General features: G+C 60.3%; 20 protein-coding genes and 1 tRNA gene. 16 read left to right on the forward strand and 5 right to left on the reverse strand.

Features of this window, described 5'->3' with window-relative positions:
• Positions 1-328 precede the first annotated feature (328 nt).
• The 11 genes from KBC96_14095 (at position 329) to KBC96_14145 (ending at position 12,605) form a co-directional block, all read left to right on the forward strand.
• Entirely contained in the window at positions 329-2,107 is a 1,779-nt protein-coding gene (locus KBC96_14095; protein ID MBP6965524.1) for a dynamin family protein, read from the forward strand.
• Positions 2,108-2,322: 215 nt separating this feature from the next.
• Entirely contained in the window at positions 2,323-2,532 is a 210-nt protein-coding gene (locus KBC96_14100; GenBank protein ID MBP6965525.1) for a hypothetical protein, read from the forward strand.
• 126 nt (positions 2,533-2,658) lie between these two features.
• Positions 2,659-3,873 carry an MFS transporter gene (locus KBC96_14105; GenBank protein ID MBP6965526.1) on the forward strand — a complete coding sequence of 405 codons (1,215 nt, stop codon included), beginning with the start codon at positions 2,659-2,661 and terminating at the stop codon, positions 3,871-3,873.
• Positions 3,874-3,900: 27 nt separating this feature from the next.
• Positions 3,901-4,359 carry a hypothetical protein gene (locus KBC96_14110; protein MBP6965527.1) on the forward strand — a complete coding sequence of 153 codons (459 nt, stop codon included), beginning with the start codon at positions 3,901-3,903 and terminating at the stop codon, positions 4,357-4,359.
• Positions 4,356-4,811 (forward strand): HEAT repeat domain-containing protein, encoded by a 456-nt coding sequence (locus tag KBC96_14115; GenBank protein MBP6965528.1) that lies wholly within the window; start codon positions 4,356-4,358, stop codon positions 4,809-4,811. Before KBC96_14110 ends, KBC96_14115 begins: the two co-directional genes overlap by 4 nt.
• A 74-nt stretch (positions 4,812-4,885) precedes the next feature.
• Positions 4,886-6,175: a phosphopyruvate hydratase gene (gene eno / locus KBC96_14120; GenBank protein MBP6965529.1), complete on the forward strand. Its 1,290-nt coding sequence runs from the start codon at positions 4,886-4,888 to the stop codon at positions 6,173-6,175.
• Positions 6,176-6,392: 217 nt separating this feature from the next.
• On the forward strand, positions 6,393-7,559 hold the full coding sequence (locus tag KBC96_14125) for a cation:proton antiporter (GenBank protein MBP6965530.1): 1,167 nt from the start codon (positions 6,393-6,395) through the stop codon (positions 7,557-7,559).
• On the forward strand, positions 7,531-7,950 hold the full coding sequence (locus KBC96_14130; GenBank protein MBP6965531.1) for a universal stress protein: 420 nt from the start codon (positions 7,531-7,533) through the stop codon (positions 7,948-7,950). Before KBC96_14125 ends, KBC96_14130 begins: the two co-directional genes overlap by 29 nt.
• Positions 7,951-8,277: 327 nt before the next feature.
• Positions 8,278-9,981 (forward strand): metallophosphoesterase, encoded by a 1,704-nt coding sequence (locus KBC96_14135; protein ID MBP6965532.1) that lies wholly within the window; start codon positions 8,278-8,280, stop codon positions 9,979-9,981.
• Between the two features lie 852 nt (positions 9,982-10,833).
• Positions 10,834-11,640: a transcriptional regulator gene (locus KBC96_14140; GenBank protein MBP6965533.1), complete on the forward strand. Its 807-nt coding sequence runs from the start codon at positions 10,834-10,836 to the stop codon at positions 11,638-11,640.
• The gene (locus KBC96_14145; GenBank protein MBP6965534.1) at positions 11,637-12,605 is read left to right on the forward strand and encodes a nucleotidyl transferase AbiEii/AbiGii toxin family protein; all 969 of its coding nucleotides are present in this window, start codon (positions 11,637-11,639) and stop codon (positions 12,603-12,605) included. Before KBC96_14140 ends, KBC96_14145 begins: the two co-directional genes overlap by 4 nt.
• Before the next feature lie 130 nt (positions 12,606-12,735).
• On the opposite strand, the gene KBC96_14150 is transcribed toward KBC96_14145, so the two are convergent.
• The 4 genes from KBC96_14150 to KBC96_14165 all read right to left on the reverse strand — a co-directional run bounded on the left by KBC96_14150 (position 12,736) and on the right by KBC96_14165 (position 16,446).
• Positions 12,736-13,140, reverse strand: a complete 405-nt coding sequence (locus tag KBC96_14150) for a winged helix-turn-helix transcriptional regulator (protein MBP6965535.1) — start codon at positions 13,138-13,140, stop codon at positions 12,736-12,738.
• Between the two features lie 281 nt (positions 13,141-13,421).
• Positions 13,422-14,231 (reverse strand): nucleotidyl transferase AbiEii/AbiGii toxin family protein, encoded by an 810-nt coding sequence (locus KBC96_14155; GenBank protein MBP6965536.1) that lies wholly within the window; start codon positions 14,229-14,231, stop codon positions 13,422-13,424.
• A complete protein-coding gene (locus KBC96_14160; protein MBP6965537.1) occupies positions 14,228-15,016 on the reverse strand; it encodes a type IV toxin-antitoxin system AbiEi family antitoxin in 789 nt (262 codons plus the stop codon). The genes KBC96_14155 and KBC96_14160 overlap by 4 nt, the downstream gene beginning before the upstream one ends.
• Before the next feature lie 323 nt (positions 15,017-15,339).
• Complete coding sequence (locus KBC96_14165) at positions 15,340-16,446, reverse strand: Fic family protein (GenBank protein MBP6965538.1); 1,107 nt, start codon at positions 16,444-16,446, stop codon at positions 15,340-15,342.
• 775 nt (positions 16,447-17,221) lie between these two features.
• Between KBC96_14165 and KBC96_14170 the strand changes: the two genes are divergently transcribed.
• Both KBC96_14170 and KBC96_14175 read left to right on the forward strand, forming a co-directional pair.
• Positions 17,222-17,309 (forward strand) — tRNA-Ser (locus KBC96_14170).
• A 232-nt stretch (positions 17,310-17,541) separates the two neighbouring features.
• The gene (locus KBC96_14175) at positions 17,542-19,014 is read left to right on the forward strand and encodes an RNB domain-containing ribonuclease (protein ID MBP6965539.1); all 1,473 of its coding nucleotides are present in this window, start codon (positions 17,542-17,544) and stop codon (positions 19,012-19,014) included.
• 23 nt (positions 19,015-19,037) lie between these two features.
• On the opposite strand, the gene KBC96_14180 is transcribed toward KBC96_14175, so the two are convergent.
• Complete coding sequence (locus KBC96_14180; GenBank protein ID MBP6965540.1) at positions 19,038-19,865, reverse strand: TIGR00730 family Rossman fold protein; 828 nt, start codon at positions 19,863-19,865, stop codon at positions 19,038-19,040.
• 342 nt (positions 19,866-20,207) lie between these two features.
• On the opposite strand from KBC96_14180, the gene KBC96_14185 reads away from it, so the two are divergent.
• The 3 genes from KBC96_14185 to KBC96_14195 all read left to right on the forward strand — a co-directional run.
• Complete coding sequence (locus tag KBC96_14185; protein ID MBP6965541.1) at positions 20,208-20,720, forward strand: hypothetical protein; 513 nt, start codon at positions 20,208-20,210, stop codon at positions 20,718-20,720.
• A 172-nt stretch (positions 20,721-20,892) separates the two neighbouring features.
• Positions 20,893-22,314 (forward strand): nodulation protein NfeD, encoded by a 1,422-nt coding sequence (locus KBC96_14190; protein MBP6965542.1) that lies wholly within the window; start codon positions 20,893-20,895, stop codon positions 22,312-22,314.
• A gap of 3 nt (positions 22,315-22,317) precedes the next feature.
• The coding region (locus KBC96_14195) for a slipin family protein (GenBank protein ID MBP6965543.1) at positions 22,318-22,775 on the forward strand (458 nt) is incomplete at its 3' end.

The following is a 22,775-nucleotide window of genomic DNA, read 5'->3' on the forward strand; positions in this document are numbered from 1 at the left end:
GAGCGCGTGCAGAAGGCGAAGCGCGCCCGCCAGAAAGCCCTGGAAGCGCTGGCGGCATAGTGATGAAAATCAAGTCCGCGAGACACGAGCCCAAAACAAATGTACACACTCCAGCAGGAGTGACCTCTATTGCGCCGGGATGTTGACTGATTGCACCCGGTATGGTATAAACGGACTGAGAATGAAGGGCGATGGAGGGCCGCCTTCCCTACCTGATCGGATAGGGAGAACAGTCTGTGAGTGGACTAATGGCTCCTGCCTCAGCCTCACGTGAGTTTGCGTGGGCCTGAGACAGGGGCCTTTTGCTTATCGGGCTGCCGAGGGACTAATGATGCTTGACTCATACGGAACTGCTCGGGAGCAGATAATCGAAGCATTCGAAGCGCTGAACCGCCTTGCCGCAGACAGGGGCGCCGACCGGGTGCTCGACTCTTCGTCGGCCGCGAAGGAGCGTCTTGAGGAGAACCGGTTCAACCTGGTCGTGTTCGGCGAGTTCAAGCGCGGAAAGAGCACTTTCATCAACTCGCTCCTCGGAAAGGACCTTCTCCCAACCGCAGTCGTCCCGCTCACCTGCATCATCACGCTGGTGCGATACGGAGAGGAAGAGCGAGCAACCATCTTTTTCATGGACGGTCGCACTCTCGACGTTCCGATTACCAAGCTTCCTGCCTACATAACGGAGTCCGAGAACCCCGAGAACCACAAGCGCGTGTCCCGAGTCGAGGTATTCGAGCCGTCGCCGCTGTTGAAAGAGGGTCTGCAGATAATCGATACTCCAGGCGTCGGATCCGTCTACGAACACAACACCGAAGTAGCTCTTGAGTTTCTCCCCCATGCGGACGCCGCGGTCTTTCTGGTCGCTGCAGACCCCCCGATAAGCGGCAGCGAGCGGGAGTTTGTCGTACGCATCAGGCAATACGTTTCAAAGATATTCTTCGTTCAGAACAAGGCAGATCGTCTGTCAAGCGAGGAACTCAGCGAGTCCGTGCAGTTCAACAAGCGGGTCATCGAGGAGGAACTCGGGTATGACTCATTGCAGATCTTCCCGATATCGGCAAGGCTAGCGCTTGAGGGCAAGATATCAGACAACCGCAACGTGCTGGTATCCAGCAACATAGACGAGTTCGAGCAGGCACTCGGCACATTCCTCATGAAAGAGCGCGGTCTGATCTCGCTGCTCTCTGGGGCCAACGGCGCTATAAAGTCGGCCTCGGACATACGAGTGGGCATAGAACTCGAGCGCAAGGCGGTTCAAACCCCTGTCGTGGAGCTGGAGGAAAAACTCCGACTCTTCAGCGCACGCCTGCTTTCCGTACGAAAGCAGAAAGAGGAAGACCTCTACCTGCTGGAACAGGTCTTGAACAAGCTGGTGGTGGAGCAGCTCGATGCTGACCTTGCGGCGCTCCGCTCCAGCCAGCGCAGGCCGCTGTACAAGAGGCTGGCGCAGGTCAGCGAGGAAGCCTCTGGGGGCAACGCGGCGGCCGTGCTCAATCACCTCAACAACTGCATGCCCGGCATCGTCCAGGAGGTTCTCGCTGCGTGGCAGGCGTCCGAGTTACCGCGGGTATCCGAACTGCTGAACGACAGACTTCAGGGATTCACGGACAAGATCAACGCTCTGATCGATCAAGTGCACGACATATCCGGAGACGTGTTCGATCTGAAGCTCGAGCACTTCGCCCCAGACCAGCAACTCAGCGGGTTCAGTCGTTTCTTCGTAAGGACTTGGAACATCCGAGTGAACTTTGAGTTTGCCGCCCTGCCCCTGCTCTACATTCTGCCTGGACGTTGGATGCGCAGGAGACTCCTGCGAGCTGCGTGGGAGAGGCTCTGGGAGCAGTTTGACATGCACTGCGGTCAGATGCGCTATGACTTCGTCCAGAGGCTGCAGACCAGCATCCACGAATATGCGAAGATGCTTGATGCAAAGATAGAGGATACTGCTCAAGGGATGGAATCGGCCGTGCGAAAAGCGATGGATGAGCGGGCGAAAGGGCAGGAAGCGGTGGATGCCTCGCTCTTGCAGCTTGACGACCAGTATCGCTGTGTGAACGACGTGCTGGCGAGGCTGCTGGAGATCAAGACTGATATGTCCCCGAGTACCTGAGGAAGCCGAATCATGATGGACGATGGGAGCCAGGTTGCGGGGCGCTACCAACCGTGAACGGAATCGGGGGACTTAGCATCCAGTCTGGTCGACGGCAGGCTGTGGACAGCAATCTCGACATTCGCGGGTCCGCGTATGCGGCTGTGCTGATGGGGCTTGCAGCGCCGCTCATGTGGAGAGTGAGGGCACAATGATCACTGCGATAGGAACTGCGAATGGATGCTCTAATACCAATAGGGTTAGTAATCAGCGCCCTTGCGGGTCTCGCCGCGTTCCTGATCACCTATGAGGAGTGGTCTCACCACTACGCCAGCAACAGGGAGCCGATCAGGCATGGGATCGAAGCAGCGATAGTTGCCTTCCTGGTCTTCACTTCGCTTATGGTGGTCTCGATGCATCTCGTCGGCCTGATCATAGAGCACTGAGAACGTCGCCATCCTCAGCGGAGTACGCGACAGGCTTGCGCGTAGAGCCTGTCTTGATGGAGGTACTATAATATGGGCTATGGAACTGAAGACACGGTTCCTGTCGGCAGCGCTGACGTAGGACCTATGGGAGCGACCGCAGCAGGCGATGCAGATGCCGACGGCGATCGCGGCCTGGAGCGCAACGTTGTCACCCTCGGCTGGGTGGCGTTCTTCGGCGGGCTGGCGCAGGACATGATCCAGCCGATTCTGCCTTTGTTCTACACCAAGGTGCTTGGGCTGAACAAGGAGTTCGTCGGCCTGATCGAGGGCCTGCTCACCTCAGTCGTCAGCCTGTCCAAGATAGGGGCCGGCTATCTCTCTGATGCTCTCGGAATGAGAAAGGCTATCGTGTTCACAGGCTATGCACTCTCGGCGCTCGGCCGCTTCGGGCTGGGCTTTGCCGGATCCGGCATATCCGCCCTGGGACTGCGCCTCGGAGACGGTCTCGGCAAAGGACTCAAGGACGCTCCCAGAGATGCGCTCGTGGCCAGTTCCGCCGGCGGCCGTAAGCTTGGTTTCGCTTTCGGCGTACAGCGCACGCTCGATACGCTGGGATCGGTCGTAGGGCCGCTTGTCGCGTTTCTGATCCTGAGGGCGTTGGTCAACCACCCGAACAAGTATCATATCGTTTTCCTGGTTGCGGGGGCCATCGCCGCCGTCCCACTTGTGATCATCGGCCTTTTCGTGAAGGAGCGCTGTGCGTCGGTCAAGAAGCAGCCTATCTCGCTGCGGGCATTCAGAGGACCGTTTGCAGCCTTTCTCGGGATAATGCTGCTGTTCACGATCGGCAACTCCTCGGATGCCTTCATCATACTTCGGGCACAAAACGTGGGTGTGCCGGTGACGCTGATCCCGATAGTCTATGCACTGTTCAACCTGGTTTCCGCCCTCACCGCCATCCCTGCGGGAAACCTCGCGGACCGGGTCGGCAGACGGCAAGTCATTCGCTACGGATGGGCGGTGTATGCGCTGGCGTATCTCGGCTTCGCGCTGGCAAGCGCACCGTGGATGATATGGGTGTTCTATGCGCTGTACGGGCTCTTCTACGCCCTTACGGAGGGTTCGGCCAAAGCCATGGTCGCCGAGCTTGTTCCCGACAAGAACCGAGGTGCGGCATACGGTCTCTACAATGCGTCTATCGGAGTCATGGCGCTCCCAGCCAGTGTTATTGCCGGCGTACTCTGGAACAAGATATCGCCTGCCGCGCCGTTTGCCTTTGGCGCAGCCTTGGCTGCCCTGGCGTTCGTCGGCCTCAGCCTGGTGCCTCAGGCTCACTCACAAGTGGAAGCGGGCAGATGAGATGACATGCGTTGGTGAGATGCCGCTATGAACTTGAGTTCGAACCAGAGACGAGTGCTCGCGGTACGCTTCTCGCAACTGGAGGAGCGGCTCAGCGAGATCGAACGTATTCTGACGTCGCATTCAGAGGGAAACCTGTTCAGCCGACGCGTGGACCGCATAAGCGCCGAGGAGAGATCCAGACTCTCAGAACTGCTCTGCAGAGTGCGTGAGGAGTTGAGAGACGTGGATCAGGTGCTCAGTCCGGACTATGGCGGATACAGCATTAGAGCGCAGGTTCAATCGATTCTGGCTTTCGCATGGAGTGACCTCGAAGACACCCGTCCTCAGAAACTAGCGGGCTACGGACCGATATCCAATGAGGCGGAGTCTTTCTTGTCACCACGCATCCAGCGGCTGATTGATCTTGTGCTGAAGATGAGTTCGGTGCTCTCCGCCGGGGATGACCTTGCCGGTGAATCGGATGCACCCGAGGAGCTGGAATGACCCGTGTCCATCACAAAGAGGGAGATGATTTCGTTGACACGCTGATCGGTTTTTCGCTGAAGCATCCGGTGCCCGAGGTAGCGCAGTTTGCGGCAGAGATACTGGGCAAGATCGGCGATAAGAGAGCTGTTGAGCCGCTGATCGCAATTCTGGAGGGAACACCTGAGCCAGGCCTCGCGGAGGCCGCCACTGAGGCATTGGGCAAGTTGAAGGATATGAGCGCTGTTCCCATTCTGTCACACATGCTGGAGCGTGGGGCGATGGTGGTCAGAGTCAGAGCAGCCGGTGCGTTGGGAGAGCTATGCGGGGATGAAGCGGTCAGCGCACTGGAATCAGCGGCAGAAACAGATCCGAACCGAACGGTTCGTGATGCGGCAGAGAAGGCCCTTGCCCGGATCAGTGCAGGAGGAGCCAGCCGGCTCGACACGCGCCTTGCACAGCAGTCATTGTGAAACGATATCGGCAACGCACCAGGCCTTCATGCGGTCTGGTTATTTCGCATCACACTGAATGAGGAGGATCATCAATGGGTTCAACAATCGAGCACGTCCAGGCAAGGGAAATCCTGGACTCCAGAGGGAATCCGACGGTAGAGGTGGAGGTCTACCTGGCCGACGGCACCAAGGGATGGGCTGCTGTCCCATCCGGAGCGTCCACGGGAACAAACGAAGCCGTCGAGCTTAGGGATGAGGACAAGTCACGCTACGGCGGCAAGGGCGTCCTGAAGGCGGTCGAGAACGTCAACTCTGCTATCGCGGAACAAGTGGAGGGCATGGACGCCGTCGAGCAGATCGCCGTAGACCAGGCGATGATCGAGTTGGACGGCACCCCGAACAAGTCGAAGCTCGGAGCCAATGCCATCCTGGGCGTCTCCCTTGCGGTAGCCAAAGCGGCAGCGGAGTTCAGCGGGCTGCCCCTGTACCGATATGTCGGCGGAGCCGGCGCCCGAGACCTGCCGGTGCCTATGATGAACATCCTCAACGGCGGCAAGCACGCCGACAGCAACGTGGACCTTCAGGAGTTCATGGCCATGCCCGTTGGGGCGTCCAGCTTTGCCGAAGCCCTGCGCTGGTGCTCTGAGGTATATCACAGCCTGAAGTCCGTGCTGAAGAGCAGAGGGCTCAGCACGTCGGTCGGAGACGAGGGCGGATTCGCCCCGAACCTGAAGGCGAATGAAGAGGCGATCGCCGTGATCGTAGAGGCGATTGAGAAGGCAGGCTACCGGCCGGGGGAACAGGTGGCGATCTCGCTTGATCCCGCGGCGAGCGAGTTCTACCAGGACGACAAGTATTTGCTCAGGGGCGAGGGCACTACCAAGACCAGCGCCGAGATGGTTGACTACTATGCGGGACTGATTGAGAAGTATCCCATCGTCAATCTCGAAGACGGACTGGCGGAGGATGACTGGGCCGGATGGAAACTCCTGAATGAGAAGCTTGGGAAGAAGATACAGCTCGTGGGGGACGACATCTTCGTCACCAATCCATCCTTCCTCAAGAAGGGTGTCGAGCTCAAAGCTGCGAACTCGATCCTCATCAAGCTGAACCAGATCGGTACGCTGACGGAGACTCTCGAAACCATCCAGATGGCCAAGCAGGCAGGATGGACGGCCGTGGTCTCGCATCGCTCCGGCGAGACGGAAGACACTACGATCGCCGACCTGGTTGTGGGTGTGAACACCGGCCAGATCAAGACCGGCGCTCCGGCGAGAACGGAGCGCGCAGCGAAGTACAACCGCCTCCTGCGCATCGAAGAGGAACTGGGCACGGCCGCTCGGTATCCGGGAAGCGATGCATTCTACAGCGTGGGGCGCTGAGGCTGCCGCATGCCCTCGACCGCTCTGCTCGGTGCTCGGTCGAGGGCATATCTGATCGCTCTCAGCGGCTGACCTGAGAATATTGACCTGCATGCCGGCTCTTGGTACAATGAGGCTCCGGAATCTACGGGTGATGAAGTCCACCACAACCGTCCCGTAGCGCGCAGGACTGATGACTTCTATACGGGCAACACCGATAGCCTGAAAGGGGTTTGTGGTGGACAATCACTGGTTGGCTTCTGCGTTCTGGATCGGGCTGGCTCTGCTGGCCTCCCTCATCTCGATCAGGCTCGCGATATCCGTCGCTCTCATCGAGATCATCGTCGGCTCGCTCGGCGGCAATCTGCTGGGCCTCTCGGTTACTCCATGGGTCACCTACCTTGCGGGGGTCGGGGCTATCCTGCTCACTTTTCTTGCGGGAGCGGAGATCGACCCGGTCGTCCTGCGCAGACACTTCGCATCGAGCATGAGTATAGGATCCGCCGGCTTTGCACTGCCCTTCGCCGGCGTACTGCTGTATACTCGCTTCGTCAGCGGTTGGACCTGGGCTCAGGCCGAGATAGCGGCCCTGGCACTCTCCACAACGTCGGTCGCCGTGGTCTACGCCGTGATGGTCGAGACCGGCTTCAACCGGACCGAGATCGGGAAGATCATCCTCGCGGCGTGTTTCATCAATGATCTTGGGACGGTGCTGGTACTCGGCATACTCTTTGCAAACTACAATGCCTGGCTGGCCCTGTTCGCTATAGTGACCGGTGTCGTTATGTGGCTGCTCCCGAAGTTCGTGCCCTGGTTCTTCGCGCGGGTCGGGAACAGGATCAGCGAACCCGAGACGAAGTTCATCCTGCTGGTCCTGTTCGGACTTGGCGGACTGGCCAACGTCGCCAAGAGCGAGGCCGTGCTCCCTGCGTATCTCATCGGAATGGTGCTCGCGCCGTTCTTCCTGCGGGAGAGGATTCTGGCCCAGCGCATTCGCGTGATAGCGTTTTCCCTGCTTACACCGTTCTTCTTCCTGAAGGCCGGATCGCTCGTCAAGTTCGAGACCGCGGCCACCTCCCTCGGACTTATCCTGGTGCTGCTGGCGGTGAAAATGGTTACGAAGTCCATCGGCATCCAGCCCCTGACCCAAGTGTTCCGATTCGGGAAGCGCGAGGGAATCTACACGACGCTCATGATGTCCACCGGTCTCACTTTCGGGAGCATCTGCGCCTTGTTCGGCCTGAACAACGGCATCATCAACCAGGACCAGTACACGGTGCTGGTGACCGCAGTGATTGGCAGCGCGGTCGTTCCTACGCTTATCGCACAGAGATGGTTCCAGCCCAAGCTGGAGATCGCAGAGGAGGAGGCATCCGATGCACAAGAAGCTGCTGCTAGGGCTTGACGGGTCAGAGAACTCGTTCAAGGCCCTGGAGGAAGCGATTGAGTTGGCAAGGCTCTATAAAGCTGAACTCCACACGATATCCGTTGAGGAAATCCCTCACTTTGCAGAAACGATCGGCGAGGTGGTGGAGGAGCAGGATCTGGCCGATCACAGATTCCGCGAGGCTGTCGAGAGAGCGCGAGATATGGGCGACCGACGGGGGGTTGACATCCATTCCCACATAGTTATCGGGCATGAAGTGAAGACGATCGTCGAGTTCGCGAAGTCGGGCGGGTTCGACCTGCTGGTGCTCGGATTCATGGGGCATTCGGCACTGTACGACCGCGTGATGGGGAGCACCTGCCAGAGCCTTGTGCGCCTGACACCATGCTCGGTCCTGGTGGTCAAGTAGCAATTTCGCCTGAATTACCTCTGCGGTCAGCCGCACGTGAATCGGCACCGAATACTGTCTCGCCCTCGGCGTTCAATGCTGACCCATCTCCGTACGCTTGGCGCACGCTCAGGAAGGTGGGGCATCGTTCGGCGCCGATTACGCGCTTGGGAGGGTCATACGTGCACATCGAGTCAGAGTAACTCGACTTTCCTGCAAGCAAGCGTCTGAGATAGACGGATTCCATGGTAGAATAGATAGCGGACGGAGTGCTCGATCAACCGGTGCCGAACGAACCCCTGCGCGCCCTCGCGCCTCGCGGGAGGCAAGTGCAGGAAGGAGTTGACGATGGCTCTGAGATGCTTCCTGTTGCTTCTCTGTGTTTGCACGGTCATATGCGCGCTGCCCGCCGACGCGCAGGATGCGACAGTCGCAGTCGCTTCAGATACTCACTTTGGCAGCGCCTCGCCTTCCGCCAAAGTCCAGTTGTGCATACAGAGGATGAACACCATCGCGGGCGCGGCCTATCCCGGCAGCATCGGCGGTACGGTCGCTACCCCGAGCGCAGCTATTCTCTGCGGAGATCTCTGCACGGGCGGCACTCTCTTCCACTCGGCGAGCGATGACGACTTCAGGCAGCAGTGGAGCGGGTTCGACTACTGCTTCCCTGCAGATGGCGCCCCGGACGCCAACCGCCTGCACTACCCTGTCTACGCCGCTCCGGGCAATCACGACTACTACAGATGGCTCGGCACGACGACGTCGGGCACTTCGACGGTGGTAGCGCAGGGACTGATGGCACGCTACGGCTCCGGGACGGGCGGCATTCAGGAAGGCAACGTGTGCTACTCCGTGGATATTGGCGGCGTGCACTTCGTGTGCCTGGGCAGGTACGCGGACGATCAAGTGCTGGCCTGGCTCGAGGCCGACCTGGCGGTCACGACGAGGGGTACGCCGATTGTCTGCTTCCTGCACTACCCGCTTGACGACAGCGGGCTGTGGTACACCCAGGCGGAGCGGGACGCACTGGCGGCGAAGCTGGTCGGGCACAGGGTGGTGTGTGTGCTCCACGGGCACAGCCACGATACGCACTGCTACTCCTGGCGCGGCACGACGGTGTTCGACGACGGTGCGACCAACGAAGACGCGGATTTTGGGATACTCAGGGTCACCGACTCCCGAACTATCTATGCCCAGCGACAGGCGCTGTCCGGCGGCGGGGATTACTGGAAATGGTCAGGACAGTTCGTCACGATCACCGGCTATGCGCTGACCGGGTCTGGTCCGATCATGGGAGCAAGCATATCCGCAGGCAGCGACGGAGGCAGCACGACTACCGGAGTCGACGGATACTACAGCCTGTCCGTGCCCGTCGGCTGGTCCGGCACAGTCACGCCGTACAAGGAGGGGATCGTCTTCTCGACGCCGCCTCGGTCGTACAACAACATCCAGTCGAGCACCGCCGCACAGGACTACATATCGGACTCGGTTCCGCCTCTCGCCGGTACGGCCTCATCGCCGGCTCGCGCAAACGCCCCGTTCAGGGTCAGCTACTCCGGGGCTTCGGATGACTATGCCCTGGCAAGGGTAGATCTGTGGTACCGCATTGGCGCAGGCGGCCTGTGGACGGATTCGGGGCTGTCTTCGACAGGCGCCGGCGGCGGCTTCACTTTTGCTCCTGACGGCGACGGCATCTACTACTTCGACCTTGTGGCGGTTGACTCGGTCGGCAACAGGTCCGCACCCGCTTCCGGAGACGGAGACTGCCATACGATCTACGACTCCACACTTCGGGTGTTCGCGATCACGAATCGGGACCTCCACGGTGTTATCGGAGAGGCGGCGGCAACTTACCTGTTCACGGCATTCGGCCGCGTTGTGTCCGCGGACCTTGACGCTTTCACGATTGACGACGGGTCGGCGATGCCTGTCCGGGTTCTGTCACCCGCTCACGGGCTGCAGATCGGGGACTACGTGATGGCAGCCGGCGCCTGGTCGCCTGACTCGACTCACCCCGCACTGGACGCCTCGAGCGTCACAAAGCTTCAGTAGGCCTTGGCGGCCGCCGTATAGAGCGGCTGAGAGGCTTGCATTGCGGAGGAACGCCCGCCGGATCGTGAATCGGCACCGAGTATTGACCCACCGTCGGCATCCTGCGAATCGGCCTACAAGTATGACCCTCCTGAGCGCATAGTCGGCGCCGAACGGTGACCCACTCTGTTGAGCGTGCGTCATGCGTGCGGAGACGGATCAGTATTGGACGCCGATGGTGGATCAGTATTGCATGCCGGTTGGCAGGCCAGATTGCCGATCCTCGCCGGGTGCGGTATAATGCACCTGTGGAGCTGCCGGTTCCGTGCCCCGTTTTGGGCGGGAAATCTCCCATCTACTGCGGTGAAATACTCGCCTATAGAGGGCAATACAAGGCAAGTCCACTCCGCTTTTTGAGCGTGAAGCGGTAATAGACGGGCGTGGAGAGGTGGCCGAGCGGACTAAGGCAACGGTCTTGAAAGGCTTCCGGATCTGGGGCTTTTCACGCTCAGGAAGTCCCTTCTTCCTCCCATTCAGCCCCGGTGTCCCAGATCTGTCCCAAGTTCCTCCCAAGTTTCTGCCAAGTTCTGCCACAGCGAGCGTTTCGGCGCCGAAGTGCAACTCCGTGCGGGCGACCGCTCTTGCCCTTAGGAAGCCGTAGGCATGCGAGGGAGACTCCTCATTCTAAGGTCCAACGGCTGATTGAATTCATCTGCAACCGCCCGCGCCACCCAAAGTGGCCGTACCAAATGCTACCGGATTTGCATTTGGCGCTACTGCATGCTAGGATGAGGCCCAATCACTTGACATCGAATGGCAAAAGTCGTAAACTCTTTACGATTATTGCAGCTCGGAATCAAGTACAGCGGGGTGATTGCCATGCAGGAGTTCTTCGCCACACATCCGGTGTTTACCTATGAGGAGTTCGCAGACCATCTGGCTCTGCGGGACTCGAGCAACGTGAGAACGCGCAAGGCCCTTCTGACTCACTATACGAAATCAGGGCGCCTAGTGCGCGTTCGACGGGGACTCTATTCCGTCGTTCCCTTCGGTCAAACGCCAGAGATGGTACACCCCGACCCGTTCCTAATCGCGTCGAGAATGACGCCCGATGCCGCCCTCGCATACCACACGGCACTGGAGTTCCACGGCAGAGCGTATTCCGCGTTCCACGAGTTCACCTACCTGACGCGAACAGCCACCCGTCGCGCCGAGTTCCGCGGAGATACGTTCCGCGGAGCGGCGTTCCCCACGTCGCTCCTGCAGCGTAGACAGGAAAACTTCGGAGTCGAGACCGCTGACCGCTCTGGACTGGAGGCTCGGGTCACAAACCTTGAGCGTACCCTAGTTGATGTCCTCGACCGTCCGGCTTCGTCCGGCGGCTGGGAGGAGATATGGAGGTCACTGGAATCGGTCGAGTACTTCGATCTCGAGCAGGTCACTGAGTATGCTTTGATGCTCGACAACGCGACCACCGTCGCCAAGGTCGGCTTCTACCTCGAGCAACACGCAGAGCAGTTGATGGTGGAGGAATCCTCCCTGCCCCGGCTTCGGGCGCACGTCCCGAAGAGGGCGCACTACCTGGAGCGCTCGGCCCGCGAACCTGCACGACTTGTCGAGCCCTGGAACCTGATAGTACCCGAAAGGATACTCAACCGAAGCTGGGAGGAAGTCCGATGAGGGTGTCAATCGAGCACCTCACCGCCGAATCGGCGGCAACCGGTTTCCGTCCGGAGATGCTGGAGAAGGTCATCCACCTGCTCGGACTACTCGAAGGATTCACTCACCACCCGTACCTGAAGAATCGAATCGCGCTGAAGGGCGGGACCGCCCTGAACCTGTTCGTCTTCGATCTGCCGCGCTTGTCGGTTGACATAGACCTGAACTACATCGGTGCGGCGGATCGTGACACCATGCTTGCGGAGAGGCCGAAGGTCGAGCAGGCGATCGCGGCCGTCTGCGGCCGGCAGGATTTCGGCATCCAGCGCATACCGGAAGACCATGCCGGTGGGAAGTGGCGACTCCGGTATGACAGCGCATTGGGCCAAGGCGGAAACGTGGAAGTAGACCTGAACTTCATGTTCCGAGTACTGCTTTGGCCCTTGGAGGTTCGGGGTTCTCGCCAGGTCGGCTCCCACTCCGTGTCGGGAATCCCTGTCCTGAACGAACACGAACTCGCTGCGGGGAAACTCGCGGCGCTGCTTTCTCGGCACGCGGCCAGAGACCTCTTCGACGCGCACCTGTTCCTGACGCAAGCTGCCTTCGATCCTTGCAGGCTTCGCCTCGCATTCACAGTCTATGGGGCCATGAGCCGCAATGACTGGCGGACAGTGTCGGTGGATGACGTCGGCTTCGAGACTCGAGAACTCCGCAGCACCCTGTTCCCGGTTCTGCGATCGGAGCATCTCGCCGGAGTGACCGATTCCGACGACTGGGCGCGGCAGATGGTGGAGGAAACCCGCACCGCCCTGAGCGTAGTCCTTCCATTCTCCGATGCGGAGCGGGAGTTTCTTGACCGCGTTCTGGATCACGGCCAGTTGGAACCTTCGCGCCTCACAGATGATGCCGACCTTGCTGACCGAATCCTTCACCATCCTGCTCTCCTCTGGAAGGTTCAGAACATCCGAGAGTTCAAGGGAAGATAATGTCCTGTGAATCGGCCTGGGATAATGTGTGAATCGGCACTGAGTATTCACCCACCGTCGGCATCCAATACTGACCCATCTCCTTACGCTTAGCACACGCTCAGCGAAGTGGGTCACCGTTCGGCGCCGATTATGCGCGCAGGAGGGTCATACTTGTACGCCGATTCACACGCTCCGTGCCTCTCGCGACGGAACCGTACATGAAGGCCACCTCGATGCGGTCCGAAAGTGCCGCGAGCGAGGCCCTCAGGACGTCCGCGATGCCGACGGTCTTGACCATCAAACCGCGCAGTTCCGCGAACACGGGGGATTCCTTGTTCGCCTTGTATAGGACCTGGTTGCCTCGCCGCGATCTGATCACCAGGCCTGCATCCACCAGGCGAGCCAACTCACGCTGCACAGCCCCGTGCCCCATCCCGACGGCGCGCACGATGTGGCGCAGGTGGAAAGATTCGTCACTGTGGCAGAAGAGGATCGCAAGTACCGCCTGCCGAACCCCGCCGAAAAGTGCTGAACCGATACTCATCGTTGTCATGATTGCACCCATCCTGGGTTCGATCGTACCCGATTTGAGTTCACTGTGTCAAGCGGAGGAAGCGCTATTGTGGATGTTCCGGGATTCTGTCACCCCCTGGGAAGTGTGCATCGGCATCCAATATTGACCCATCCCCGGCAGTAAGGGTGTCGTAGTGCTTCCGATCTTGGTTCGCCTCTGTCCGGGTTATCCCGGAGGGTCCGGAGGGATTGCTGAGGCGGGTCATTATTGCACGCCGATTCACAATAGGCCAATCCCGCCTTGCCCGGCACGAACGACGGTCAACGACCGGCCCAAGCTGCGTCGATATGCCGGACGAAGGCCTGGACGACCCGGTCAATCGCCTTATCGAAGTCGAACTCGATGCCCGCGCGAAGCAGTGGCACGATATCGCGGCGGAAATGCGCATCCTCGCGCTTGTCCATCAGGTTGGCGATGAACTCGGGTCCGGTGATGCGGAGGCCGTCAGCGGCGACGTATTCGACGAAGGCTTCCACAACCTCACGGGCGTGCAGATCGGACATCCGCAGAGCGTAGTCCAGATCGAAAAGATCACGGCCCTTCTTGCGTTGGTATAGAGCCCGAAGCTTCGTTCCCAGGAGTTCCTCAAGAGGAAACGTCGTTATCTCGGTCGATCCACTAATCCAGCGAGATTCGACCGACAAAGGCATTCGGGCGATCCTGGTGCGCCCGACGTGTTCGCGGGTATTGATCTCCAACTTCAGCCGCAAAGTCGTGGCGGGATCTGCTTCCGCGACAAAGCGGTAGACCAGACGGAACGATGCAAGCCGATGCTGGTAGTTGGGCACGCCGAGCAAATGATCGAGCAGGCCGCGAATGCGATCGAGCGTCGGACCGGTCGGTGCGGGATCAAGCTGGACAAGGTCCACGTCTTCGGAATAGCGTGCCGCCGGAAGTAGAAACAGCTTGTACAGCGCCGTACCGCCGCGGAACGCCAGCCGGCGGCTGATCTCTTCGTCTCCGAACAGTTCGAGCAAGACCCGGCTGATGACGAGGTCCTGCTCGACCATGTCAGGGTGACTCCACGGGGCGTATTGCTGCCACTCGGTTATGTAAGCATTCGGGATCACAGGTCCGCCTCGATCTCGGCATTTGCGATTACCCGCCACTTGGGGTCGCGCGGGCCGTCCGCGGGCATATCGGTGCGCGCGGCGCGCCACTTCGTCTGCTTGCCGCGCAACCCGTCCGCGAGCGCACCGGTCTTCTCAGCCCAACCGGTGTTGTCCAGCAGCCAGCCGAGCCGCTGGAGGACGGCAACCTCTGAACCTGAATCAATCAGCGCGGCCAGGTGATCCGAGGTGATCCGTTCCCCGAGTTCCTGCAGAACCGTAGCCGCGAGATCCAGTGACGGGCAGGCCTTGGGGTACCTGAGTATATCGTAGGCGGTGACCTCGGGCGTGCTCACGTTGAAGTAACCGGCAGGCGATTGCCGCTTTTCGCAACAAGTACCCGGGATCTGCTTCTTGAAGAAGAACGAGATGCTGTAGGGGCCCTTGGCCAGGTCTCGGAACTCTCTGTCTCGAACAACCTGAACCTGCTGGGGCTTCTGGTGTGAAGCTCCGTGGAGCATGGCGGCGCTCAACATGCCGATGTAGTACCGTCCGCCGAGATGCTTCATCCAGTCGTCAACGAACCACTCCACGGGCAGAAATCCGCTTCCCTGGTGCTGTGGGTCGATTATGACGTAGAAGCCTGTACTGGGAGAGAAGAGCCAGCCATGTTTTGCCAGCCTGCTGAGCGCTCTCCGGGTCTTCTCGCCAGTGCCAACGGCATTCTCCGCATCTTGCAGGGAAAACGTGTAGTAACCGTGCTCAAGTCGGGATAGCACGAAGTCCTTTGCGCGCAGGCTTTTCATCTGCATATACCGCCAAAAAGTGTCCTTTTCTGCAGATGAGTGTACCAGACGGCGTCGTGGAAGTCAAATTGTGAGTCGGCACTGAATACTGACCACCATCGGCGTCCAATACTGACCCATCCCCGCACGCTCAGCGCACACTCAGCAAAGTGGGTCGCCGTTCGACGCCGATTATGCGCTCAGGAGGGTCATACTTGTACGCCGATTCACACAGTACTGTCCGATACCCGCAGTTATCCGTGGGAAATATGGGAAAATATGGCGAAATCTATCGAAAGAGAGAACCGTCGGGCGCACCTTCCTGTGCCACTCCTCCGGACACTCTATGCTACGTCCGGGCGGACGAACCGGCGATAGTCGGCAGCCAGCGAGTAGCTCCGTCCACGCCTCGACAGATCGGCAACGACCAACCACCCGTCATTGACCCACTGCTGCATAAGCACTCTCGCCATCCGGTCCGAGAGCCCCAGAGCCAATGCCACGTCGGAAGCCCTGATCACCTCTCGACTGGCAAACAAAGCGACGACGACTCTAGCCCTGTGGTCCAGTTTCTGAAGCTCCTCTGGCTCTGCGGGCATGCCCTGATCGGCATAACGCTGTGCTTCCTCCCTCGCAGCCGTGAACACCGTCGAAAGCGTACTGACGAAGTAGTCCACCCAGCCGGTAAGGTCGGCTTCTGTACGACCCATGTAGTAGTTGTGATGTTCGCCCACATCGAGCGCCGAGTAATAAGCGTCCAGATCACGGGCGTGATACTCCTCAAGACTGAACAATCCGTTCAGACCGTAGCCGCCTGCGTGGAGGATGAATGTGGCGAGAAGGCGTGAGGTGCGCCCATTGCCGTCATAGTAGGGGTGGATGGTGACGAACTGGTAGTGGGCGAGCCCTGCCAGCATCACGGTCGGCACCTGCTCCTTCTCGGCTCTCTGGATCCAGTCGGTGAGTTGACTCATCAGTGCAGGCACGTCGTGGGCTTCAGGAGGCATGTAGACAAGTCGCCCGGAGACCGAATCCCTGATCGCATTCTGTCCATCCCTGTAAGGAAGCGGCTTCGCCCGGCTGCCGTTCATCACGATTGCGTGAATCCGCCTGATAGTGTCTTCGGTGAAGGGCTTGTTCCTTCTAGCCCAATCCTCGACACGCAACAGGGCATTCCAGTAGTTGCGCACTTCCGCCGCGTCACGCTCCCGCCCGTGGAAGCTACGACGCCTTCGGGATACTACTTCGTCTGCTTCCTGGAGCGTCAGCCTGTTACCCTCGATCCTGGTCGAGTAGTGAGTTGACCGCAGCCTCGCCCGCCTCGACAGCTCAGCTTCGACGACCGGGGGCAGGGGTGTTGACTCGACCACGACACGGGCAGCCTCGATGTCCATCAGGTGCCGAGCGATTGCCGGTGTGATCGTGTATCTGGGTTGCCAGACGGTCTTCATGTGCACGAATCCATTGCCGATAACGACACCACGCATTGCCGATAAACTGCCGATAAATCATACCACATTCGGCACGGAATTTCCATTTTGGATGCGTGAGAGTGGCAAAACGTGGGTCAGGCGTGATGATCGGCGGATCTCACGCTCAGATTTGTCGTTCAGGACGTATCTGCGAACGGTTCCCGAAACCGTTCGGGTGACTAGAGATGACCAGTAGCCCACTGTCGAGTCCGCTCCGAAACCTGTAGTCCAGCCATGTGAATCGGCACTGAATATTGACCCACCTTGGGGGTCCAATACAGATCCGTCTGCACGCGCCTAACGCACGCTTAGCAAAGTGGGTCACCGTTCGGCGCCGATTATGCGCTTAGGCGGGTCATACTTGCACGCCGAGTCACACCATCCTGCAAGTTTTGCAGACTAGTTGTCATCGACAGTTGCCAACGCATCGCCATTCATTATAGCAGTAAAGTCGAGACCCGTCCACCAAGACTTATTCGCAAGCCGTAGGCAGCTTCCCGGAGTAGAATGGTCGGCCTGACGCAGGCTCGCAGTTTTGGAGCAGTTCTTCATTGCCACTTCCGCCCCGTTCCGCTATAATGACCCCGCTGAAATCCCATATTTGCCCGCCCCGGAAAGCCGGATCAATCCCATTCTGATCCCATATTGATCCCATATTTCGCGGGAAAACTGGGGGGCATTGGCTGTATATAGACGGTACTAGAAGGCGCGGCGATCGCGGATTTTGAGCGTGAAAACGGTCGCAGAAGCACTTGGAGAGGTGCCCGAGTGGTCTAAGGGAGCGGTCTTGAAAACCGTCGTGGCGCAAGTCACCGTGGGTTCGAATCCCACCCTCTCCGCCATCGATTTTGAGCTTAGATGCGCGTCTGAGGATCCTTCCAAGCCAGCCGGATGGGAGGGTTCTCAGACGCCCCGCGAGCTCTGCGCGGACTCGCGGGTGCGGCGCGGTTCGTTCCTGCACATGCCGTGTCAGGCCGTGTGGCCCGGCCGGTATGGATATGCCGCAGTCACGACGCGCAACCTTCTCCCCACCGACGCCAATAGAAAGGCTCTGGAGACCGGCAGGTACAAAGCATGAACTCAGGCTATGAACAGCACCGAGAGATTCTTCAGCGGATCGCGCGCAGGGTGATGGTCGAGAGGGGGCTGCTCCCGTATTTCTCGGCCGCGGCGCTTGCCGAACTCGACGGAGCAGAGGCCTCCGATGGAACGGCGGATGAGTCGCTCCGGGACCTCAGGGGCCTTCTGTGGGCCTCGATAGACAATGACGATTCGCTCGACCTCGATCAGCTCACCGTCGCAGAGGTGATGCCGGGAGACGAGGCGAAGATACTCGTCGCGGTGGCCGACGTGGATTCGCGCGTCAAGGACGGCTCGGCGGTTGATGCGCACGCCCGGCACAACACCACCTCGGTGTACACCGCGGCCGAGATATTCCCGATGCTTCCGGAGATGCTCTCCACGAACCTCACTTCATTGAATCCCGATGAGGACAGGGGGGCGATCGTCATCGAGATGGTGATTGACAGAGGCGGGATCCTGCGAGACTCGGACATCTACCGGGCGCGCGTCCGCAACCACGCGAAACTTACGTATAACAGCATCGCCGCGTGGCTGGACGGCGAGGGCGAGGTGCCGGAGGCAGCCGCGGCCGTGGAGGGACTGGAGGAGAACCTGCGCCTTCAGGACAGAGTCGCCCGCCGCATGAAGGACTACCGACACGTGCACGGAGCCCTGAGCCTTGAGACCATCGAAGCCAAGGCCGTGTTTGAGGGCGACGAACTCTGCGACCTGCAGGTCGAGATCAAGAATCGAGCCAGGGACATCATAGAGGACTTCATGATCGGGGCGAACGGCGTGACCGCCCGGTTTCTCTCGTCGAGGAATCTCCCGTCCATCCGCCGGATCGTTCGCATCCCCAAGAGGTGGGATCGTATCGTCGGCGTTGCCGCGGATCGCGGGTTCAGGCTTCCGGAGCAGCCGGACTCAAAGGCGCTGGAGCAGTTTCTAGTGAAGGAGAAAGCCGCCGATCCGCCAAGATTCCCGGACCTGGCCCTCACCATAGTCAAGCTCCTCGGATCCGGTGAGTACGTCGCGCAGTTCCCGGGCGACGCCGAGCAGGGGCATTTCGGCCTTGCGGTGAGAGCCTATTCCCACAGCACGGCCCCGAATCGCCGATACCCTGACCTGATCACGCAGCGCATGCTGAAATCCGCTCTGGACGGCGCTCCCGCGGCTTACGACTACTTCGAACTGGAGGAACTGGCCAGACACTGCACGGAACAGGAGGACGCGGCGGACAAAGTGGAGCGGCAGGTCGGGAAGTCCGCGGCCGCGCTTCTACTGGAATCCAGGATCGGCGAGCAGTTCGATGCCGTAGTCACCGGGACATCCTACAAGGGCACATGGGCAAGGCTGCTGAGCGTGCCCGCCGAGGGCAAGCTGCTTCGAGGGTTCGAGGGTGTTGACGTGGGCGACCGAATACGCGTCGAGCTCGATGCGGTGGACGTCGAGCGGGGGTACATTGACCTCGACAGAGTGGCCTGATCCGCCGGCGGGAAGCCGGGCGATCACGGGCAGGTGATGGGGACGAGAGACTCCCTGACGGCGTCGGGAAGAGCGCAGAGGATCATCTCGACGGCTTCCTGCGGCGAGTCGGTCAGTTGTATGAACTCCGTCTCGTTCTCTCTCAGGGTGCCGGCCTTCACGAGACGGCTGTCCAGGTCCCTCATGCAGCTCCAGAAGTCCGACCCGACGCAGATGAGCGGGAACGGCCCCACCTTGCGGGTCTGGACGAGGGTCGCGGCCTCGAACATCTCGTCCAGCGTTCCGAGCCCTCCCGGCATGATGACGAACGCGCACGAGTACTTCACGAGCATCACTTTGCGCACGAAGAAGTAGTGAAACTGTATGGCCTTGTCAACGTACGGGTTGGGTTCCTGCTCGTCGGGCAGGATGATGTTGCACCCGACGCTGACCCCGTTCGCTTCGCGCGCACCGCGGTTGACGGCCTCCATGAGGCCCGGCCCGCCGCCGGTGACCACCGCGAAACCCGCTCTCGCCAGTTCCGCTCCGATCTCCATCCCCTTCGCGTAGTAAGGATTGTCCTCCCCCAGCCTGGCCGAGCCGAACACCGTGACGGCCGGACCGAGATCGTACAGAGCCTCGAAGCCGCGGATGAACTCCTCGGTGATGGTGTGCAGCCGTGAAGCCTCGTGCTCCAGGGTTCTGGTCCGCATCAGGAAGTCGCGCTCTCGCTTGACCGGGCTGCCGGCCGGAAGCTCATAGGTGGACGAGCCGCCGCCTTCCCAGTAGGCATCCCAGGCACTCTCCCACGCCTTCAGTCGAAGGGACTGAGCCGATGAATCGAGTTCGGGGTTCTCTGGTTGATCCTGCATAACCGACTGTTCTACCCGACGGCTCGGCAATCCTTCGAACCCGGCGATGTCCCGGTAAGCTGAGCGGCGGGGACAAGACAGGATGGGCCGATGTCGGATTGTCGGCAGCCCCGTGTTGTGCTAGACTGTGAGTTGACAGTCGGCTTTGGGGAGGGAAGTAGTGAAGAATCGAGAAAGGATCGGACTCGCGGTTCTGGCGTCCGCCGGCATAGCGGGAATCAAGCTCTTCTACGACTATCTCCGCAAGCACACCTGGGGCAGATTCTGGTGATCCGCCTCGGTGGGCGAAACAGGCACAACCCTCAGCGTACCTGTGCCAAACGGCCCCGGTAGGAGTCAACCATGCGAGCATTGAGAGTACTGATACTGCCGGCCCTTGCGGCGGCCTTGCTTGCGACGGGATGCGCCAACAAGCGCACGGTCGCACTTCCGGGAGGGCATGCCACCGTGACCGAAAAGGGCGGCGACCGCACGATAGAGGCGGAGACCGGCGACGGGAAGACCACCGTGGAGGTCAAAAGGAAGGCAGTCACCGAGGCCGAACTCGGGGTCCCCGTGTACCCGGGTGCGGTCGGGGATGTCTCCGGCAGTTACGAAGGCTCGGCGGGTCAATCGGAGACGATGAAGCACCACATGCTGAGCACGAGAGATGACTTCGACAAGGTCTTCGCATTCTACGAGTCGAAGCTCAGGAACGTCGAGAACACCATGAACCAGACTGCCGGCAGCGAGAAGATAGCGGTGTTCACCCTCGAGCCCAAGGGGGGCGTAAAGACCAGCGTGAGCATCACGTCGGACAAGGAGAACAAGGTCACGAGGATCCAGGTGATCACCTTCCGAAAGCCCGGCAAATGATCTCCGGCGCGCGGGCGGGCGACATGTCTCCAGGGCGGGTCCGCCCCTGCTGCCCGTGAACCGATCATCCGCCAGACCGTTCGCCCGGCGCCTCGGATTGACACGCACCCGCAAAAGGGCTAATATTCCCCTGGTTCGGGCGCGCAGCCCCGTGCCGTCAGAGGGTGCAGTCATGAAGAAGGCCGAAGCTTCGTCCGTGATCTACGCTCTGCGCCGCAGGGTATGCGGCTTATCCCCCGGCCGTTCGCGCCGGATGCCCGATGATCGGGGCCGATGCCTCGCCGCGCTTGCCGTCACGCTTCTGGTCTTCTCGATCGCCTTCGTATCCGCTCAGGGAAGCCGGCCGCTCGTAAAGACGACCACGATCAACGGGCCGATCAGCCCGGCGGCGGCGATGTACGTCCACCGCGCGATCGAGATCGCGGAGGACGCCAAGGCGCAGGCGCTTCTGGTCCGCCTGGACACCCCGGGCGGTCTCGACGACTCGATGCGCGCGATCATCAAGGACATCTTTGCATCGGAAGTGCCGGTGATCGTCTACGTCTCGCCGAAGGGGGCGCGGGCGGCATCCGCGGGCGCGATCATCACGATTGCGGCCCATGTGGCGGCGATGGCCCCCGGAACGGCTATAGGCGCGGCTCACCCGGTAGCGATCGGGGGAAGCGGCGGAGGCGGAGGTGAGTCCGGCGGCGAGAAGCCGAAGCAGGACGAGGTGATGAGCAAGAAGATGGAGGAGGACGCGGCGGCCTACGCGCGCTCAATCGCCGAGCGGCGCGGCAGAAACATCCAATGGGCCGAGGCCGCGGTCAGGCAGAGCATCTCCTCCAGCGCGACCGAGGCGAAGAACAAGAACGTCATTGACCTCGTCGCAGAGGACGACAAGGCTCTCCTCGACGCGGTTGACGGCCGCAAGGTCAAGCTCGATTCGGGCGCGGTTACGCTCAAGACGAAGGGCGCGCGAACCGAGGAGGTCGGCCAGAGCCTCCGGGAGCGCTTCCTGGCGATCATCGGCAACCCGAATGTGGTATTGATCCTGATGACGATCGCCATCTACGGCATCATCTTCGAGCTGAACAACCCCGGCTCGATCTTCCCCGGCATCGTCGGAGGGATCGCGCTGATCCTCGCGCTGTTCTCGTTCGCCATCCTGCCGGTCAACACCGCCGGGATCGCGCTGATCGTCTTCGCGGCGGCGCTTTTCATAGCCGACCTGCTGGTAGCGGGGCACGGCATTCTCTCCGTGGGAGGGGTGATCGCTTTCGTGATAGGAGCCTTGATTCTGTTTGAAACGCCCTCGCCGGTGTTCCGTGTCTCGGTCAGCCTGGTGATCACGCTTGCGGTTCTCACATTCGCGTTCTTCGTATTCGCCGTCGGGTCGGCGATAAAGGCGCAGAAGGCGAAGATCGTCACCGGCGGAGAGGCGCTGATGGACCGCGTCGTCGAGGCGCGGACCAACATAGACCCGAAAGGCAAGGTCTTCCTGGAGGGTTCGCTCTGGAATGCGGTGTCGGACGGAGAGCCGATAAGCGAGGGCGAACTCGTTCGGGTGGTGAAGGTGGATGGACTCAATCTGCACGTCAGAAAGGAGACTTAACAGATGGAAAACCTGGTAGGCATTGTTGCAGCTCTGTTCGTGGTATTCGGCATCCTGATACCCTCGATGATCCGGATCATCAAGGAGTTCGAGCGCGGCGTCGTGCTGCGACTGGGAAGGTACAACCGCATACTGCTCCCCGGAATCCGGTTTCTAATCCCATTCGTGGATAAGATGTTCAGCGTGGACCTGCGCGTGGTGACCATGGATGTTCCCAAGCAGGAGATGATGACTTCCGACAACGTGCCTGTGACGGTGGACGCGGTGGTGTACTTCAGGGTGGTCAACCCCGAGGACGCGCTTCTGAAGATCGAGAACTACGTGAAGGCGACCGCGCTGATCGCCCAGACCACCCTGCGGAGCACGGTCGGCCAGCACATGCTCGACGAACTGCTCTCCGAGCGCGACAAGGTCAACGAGAAGCTGCAGACTGTTATTGACGAGCAGACCGAGCCTTGGGG

This window comes from Armatimonadota bacterium (assembly GCA_017993055.1).
GTDB lineage: Bacteria > Armatimonadota > UBA5829 > DTJY01 > DTJY01 > JAGONM01.

Bases quoted from the DNA above. Each gene is read 5' to 3' on its own strand.
- KBC96_14095 (MBP6965524.1), top strand. From the start codon at position 329: ATGATGCTTGACTCATACGGAACTGCTCGGGAGCAGATAATCGAAGCA.
- KBC96_14100 (MBP6965525.1), top strand. From the start codon at position 2,323: ATGGATGCTCTAATACCAATAGGGTTAGTAATCAGCGCCCTTGCGGGT.
- KBC96_14105 (MBP6965526.1), top strand. From the start codon at position 2,659: ATGGGAGCGACCGCAGCAGGCGATGCAGATGCCGACGGCGATCGCGGC.
- KBC96_14110 (MBP6965527.1), top strand. From the start codon at position 3,901: ATGAACTTGAGTTCGAACCAGAGACGAGTGCTCGCGGTACGCTTCTCG.
- KBC96_14115 (MBP6965528.1), top strand. From the start codon at position 4,356: ATGACCCGTGTCCATCACAAAGAGGGAGATGATTTCGTTGACACGCTG.
- eno (MBP6965529.1), top strand. From the start codon at position 4,886: ATGGGTTCAACAATCGAGCACGTCCAGGCAAGGGAAATCCTGGACTCC.
- KBC96_14130 (MBP6965531.1), top strand. From the start codon at position 7,531: ATGCACAAGAAGCTGCTGCTAGGGCTTGACGGGTCAGAGAACTCGTTC.
- KBC96_14135 (MBP6965532.1), top strand. From the start codon at position 8,278: ATGGCTCTGAGATGCTTCCTGTTGCTTCTCTGTGTTTGCACGGTCATA.
- KBC96_14145 (MBP6965534.1), top strand. From the start codon at position 11,637: ATGAGGGTGTCAATCGAGCACCTCACCGCCGAATCGGCGGCAACCGGT.
- KBC96_14150 (MBP6965535.1), bottom strand. From the start codon at position 13,140: ATGACAACGATGAGTATCGGTTCAGCACTTTTCGGCGGGGTTCGGCAG.
- KBC96_14160 (MBP6965537.1), bottom strand. From the start codon at position 15,016: ATGAAAAGCCTGCGCGCAAAGGACTTCGTGCTATCCCGACTTGAGCAC.
- KBC96_14165 (MBP6965538.1), bottom strand. From the start codon at position 16,446: ATGAAGACCGTCTGGCAACCCAGATACACGATCACACCGGCAATCGCT.
- KBC96_14175 (MBP6965539.1), top strand. From the start codon at position 17,542: ATGAACTCAGGCTATGAACAGCACCGAGAGATTCTTCAGCGGATCGCG.
- KBC96_14180 (MBP6965540.1), bottom strand. From the start codon at position 19,865: ATGCAGGATCAACCAGAGAACCCCGAACTCGATTCATCGGCTCAGTCC.
- KBC96_14185 (MBP6965541.1), top strand. From the start codon at position 20,208: ATGCGAGCATTGAGAGTACTGATACTGCCGGCCCTTGCGGCGGCCTTG.
- KBC96_14190 (MBP6965542.1), top strand. From the start codon at position 20,893: ATGAAGAAGGCCGAAGCTTCGTCCGTGATCTACGCTCTGCGCCGCAGG.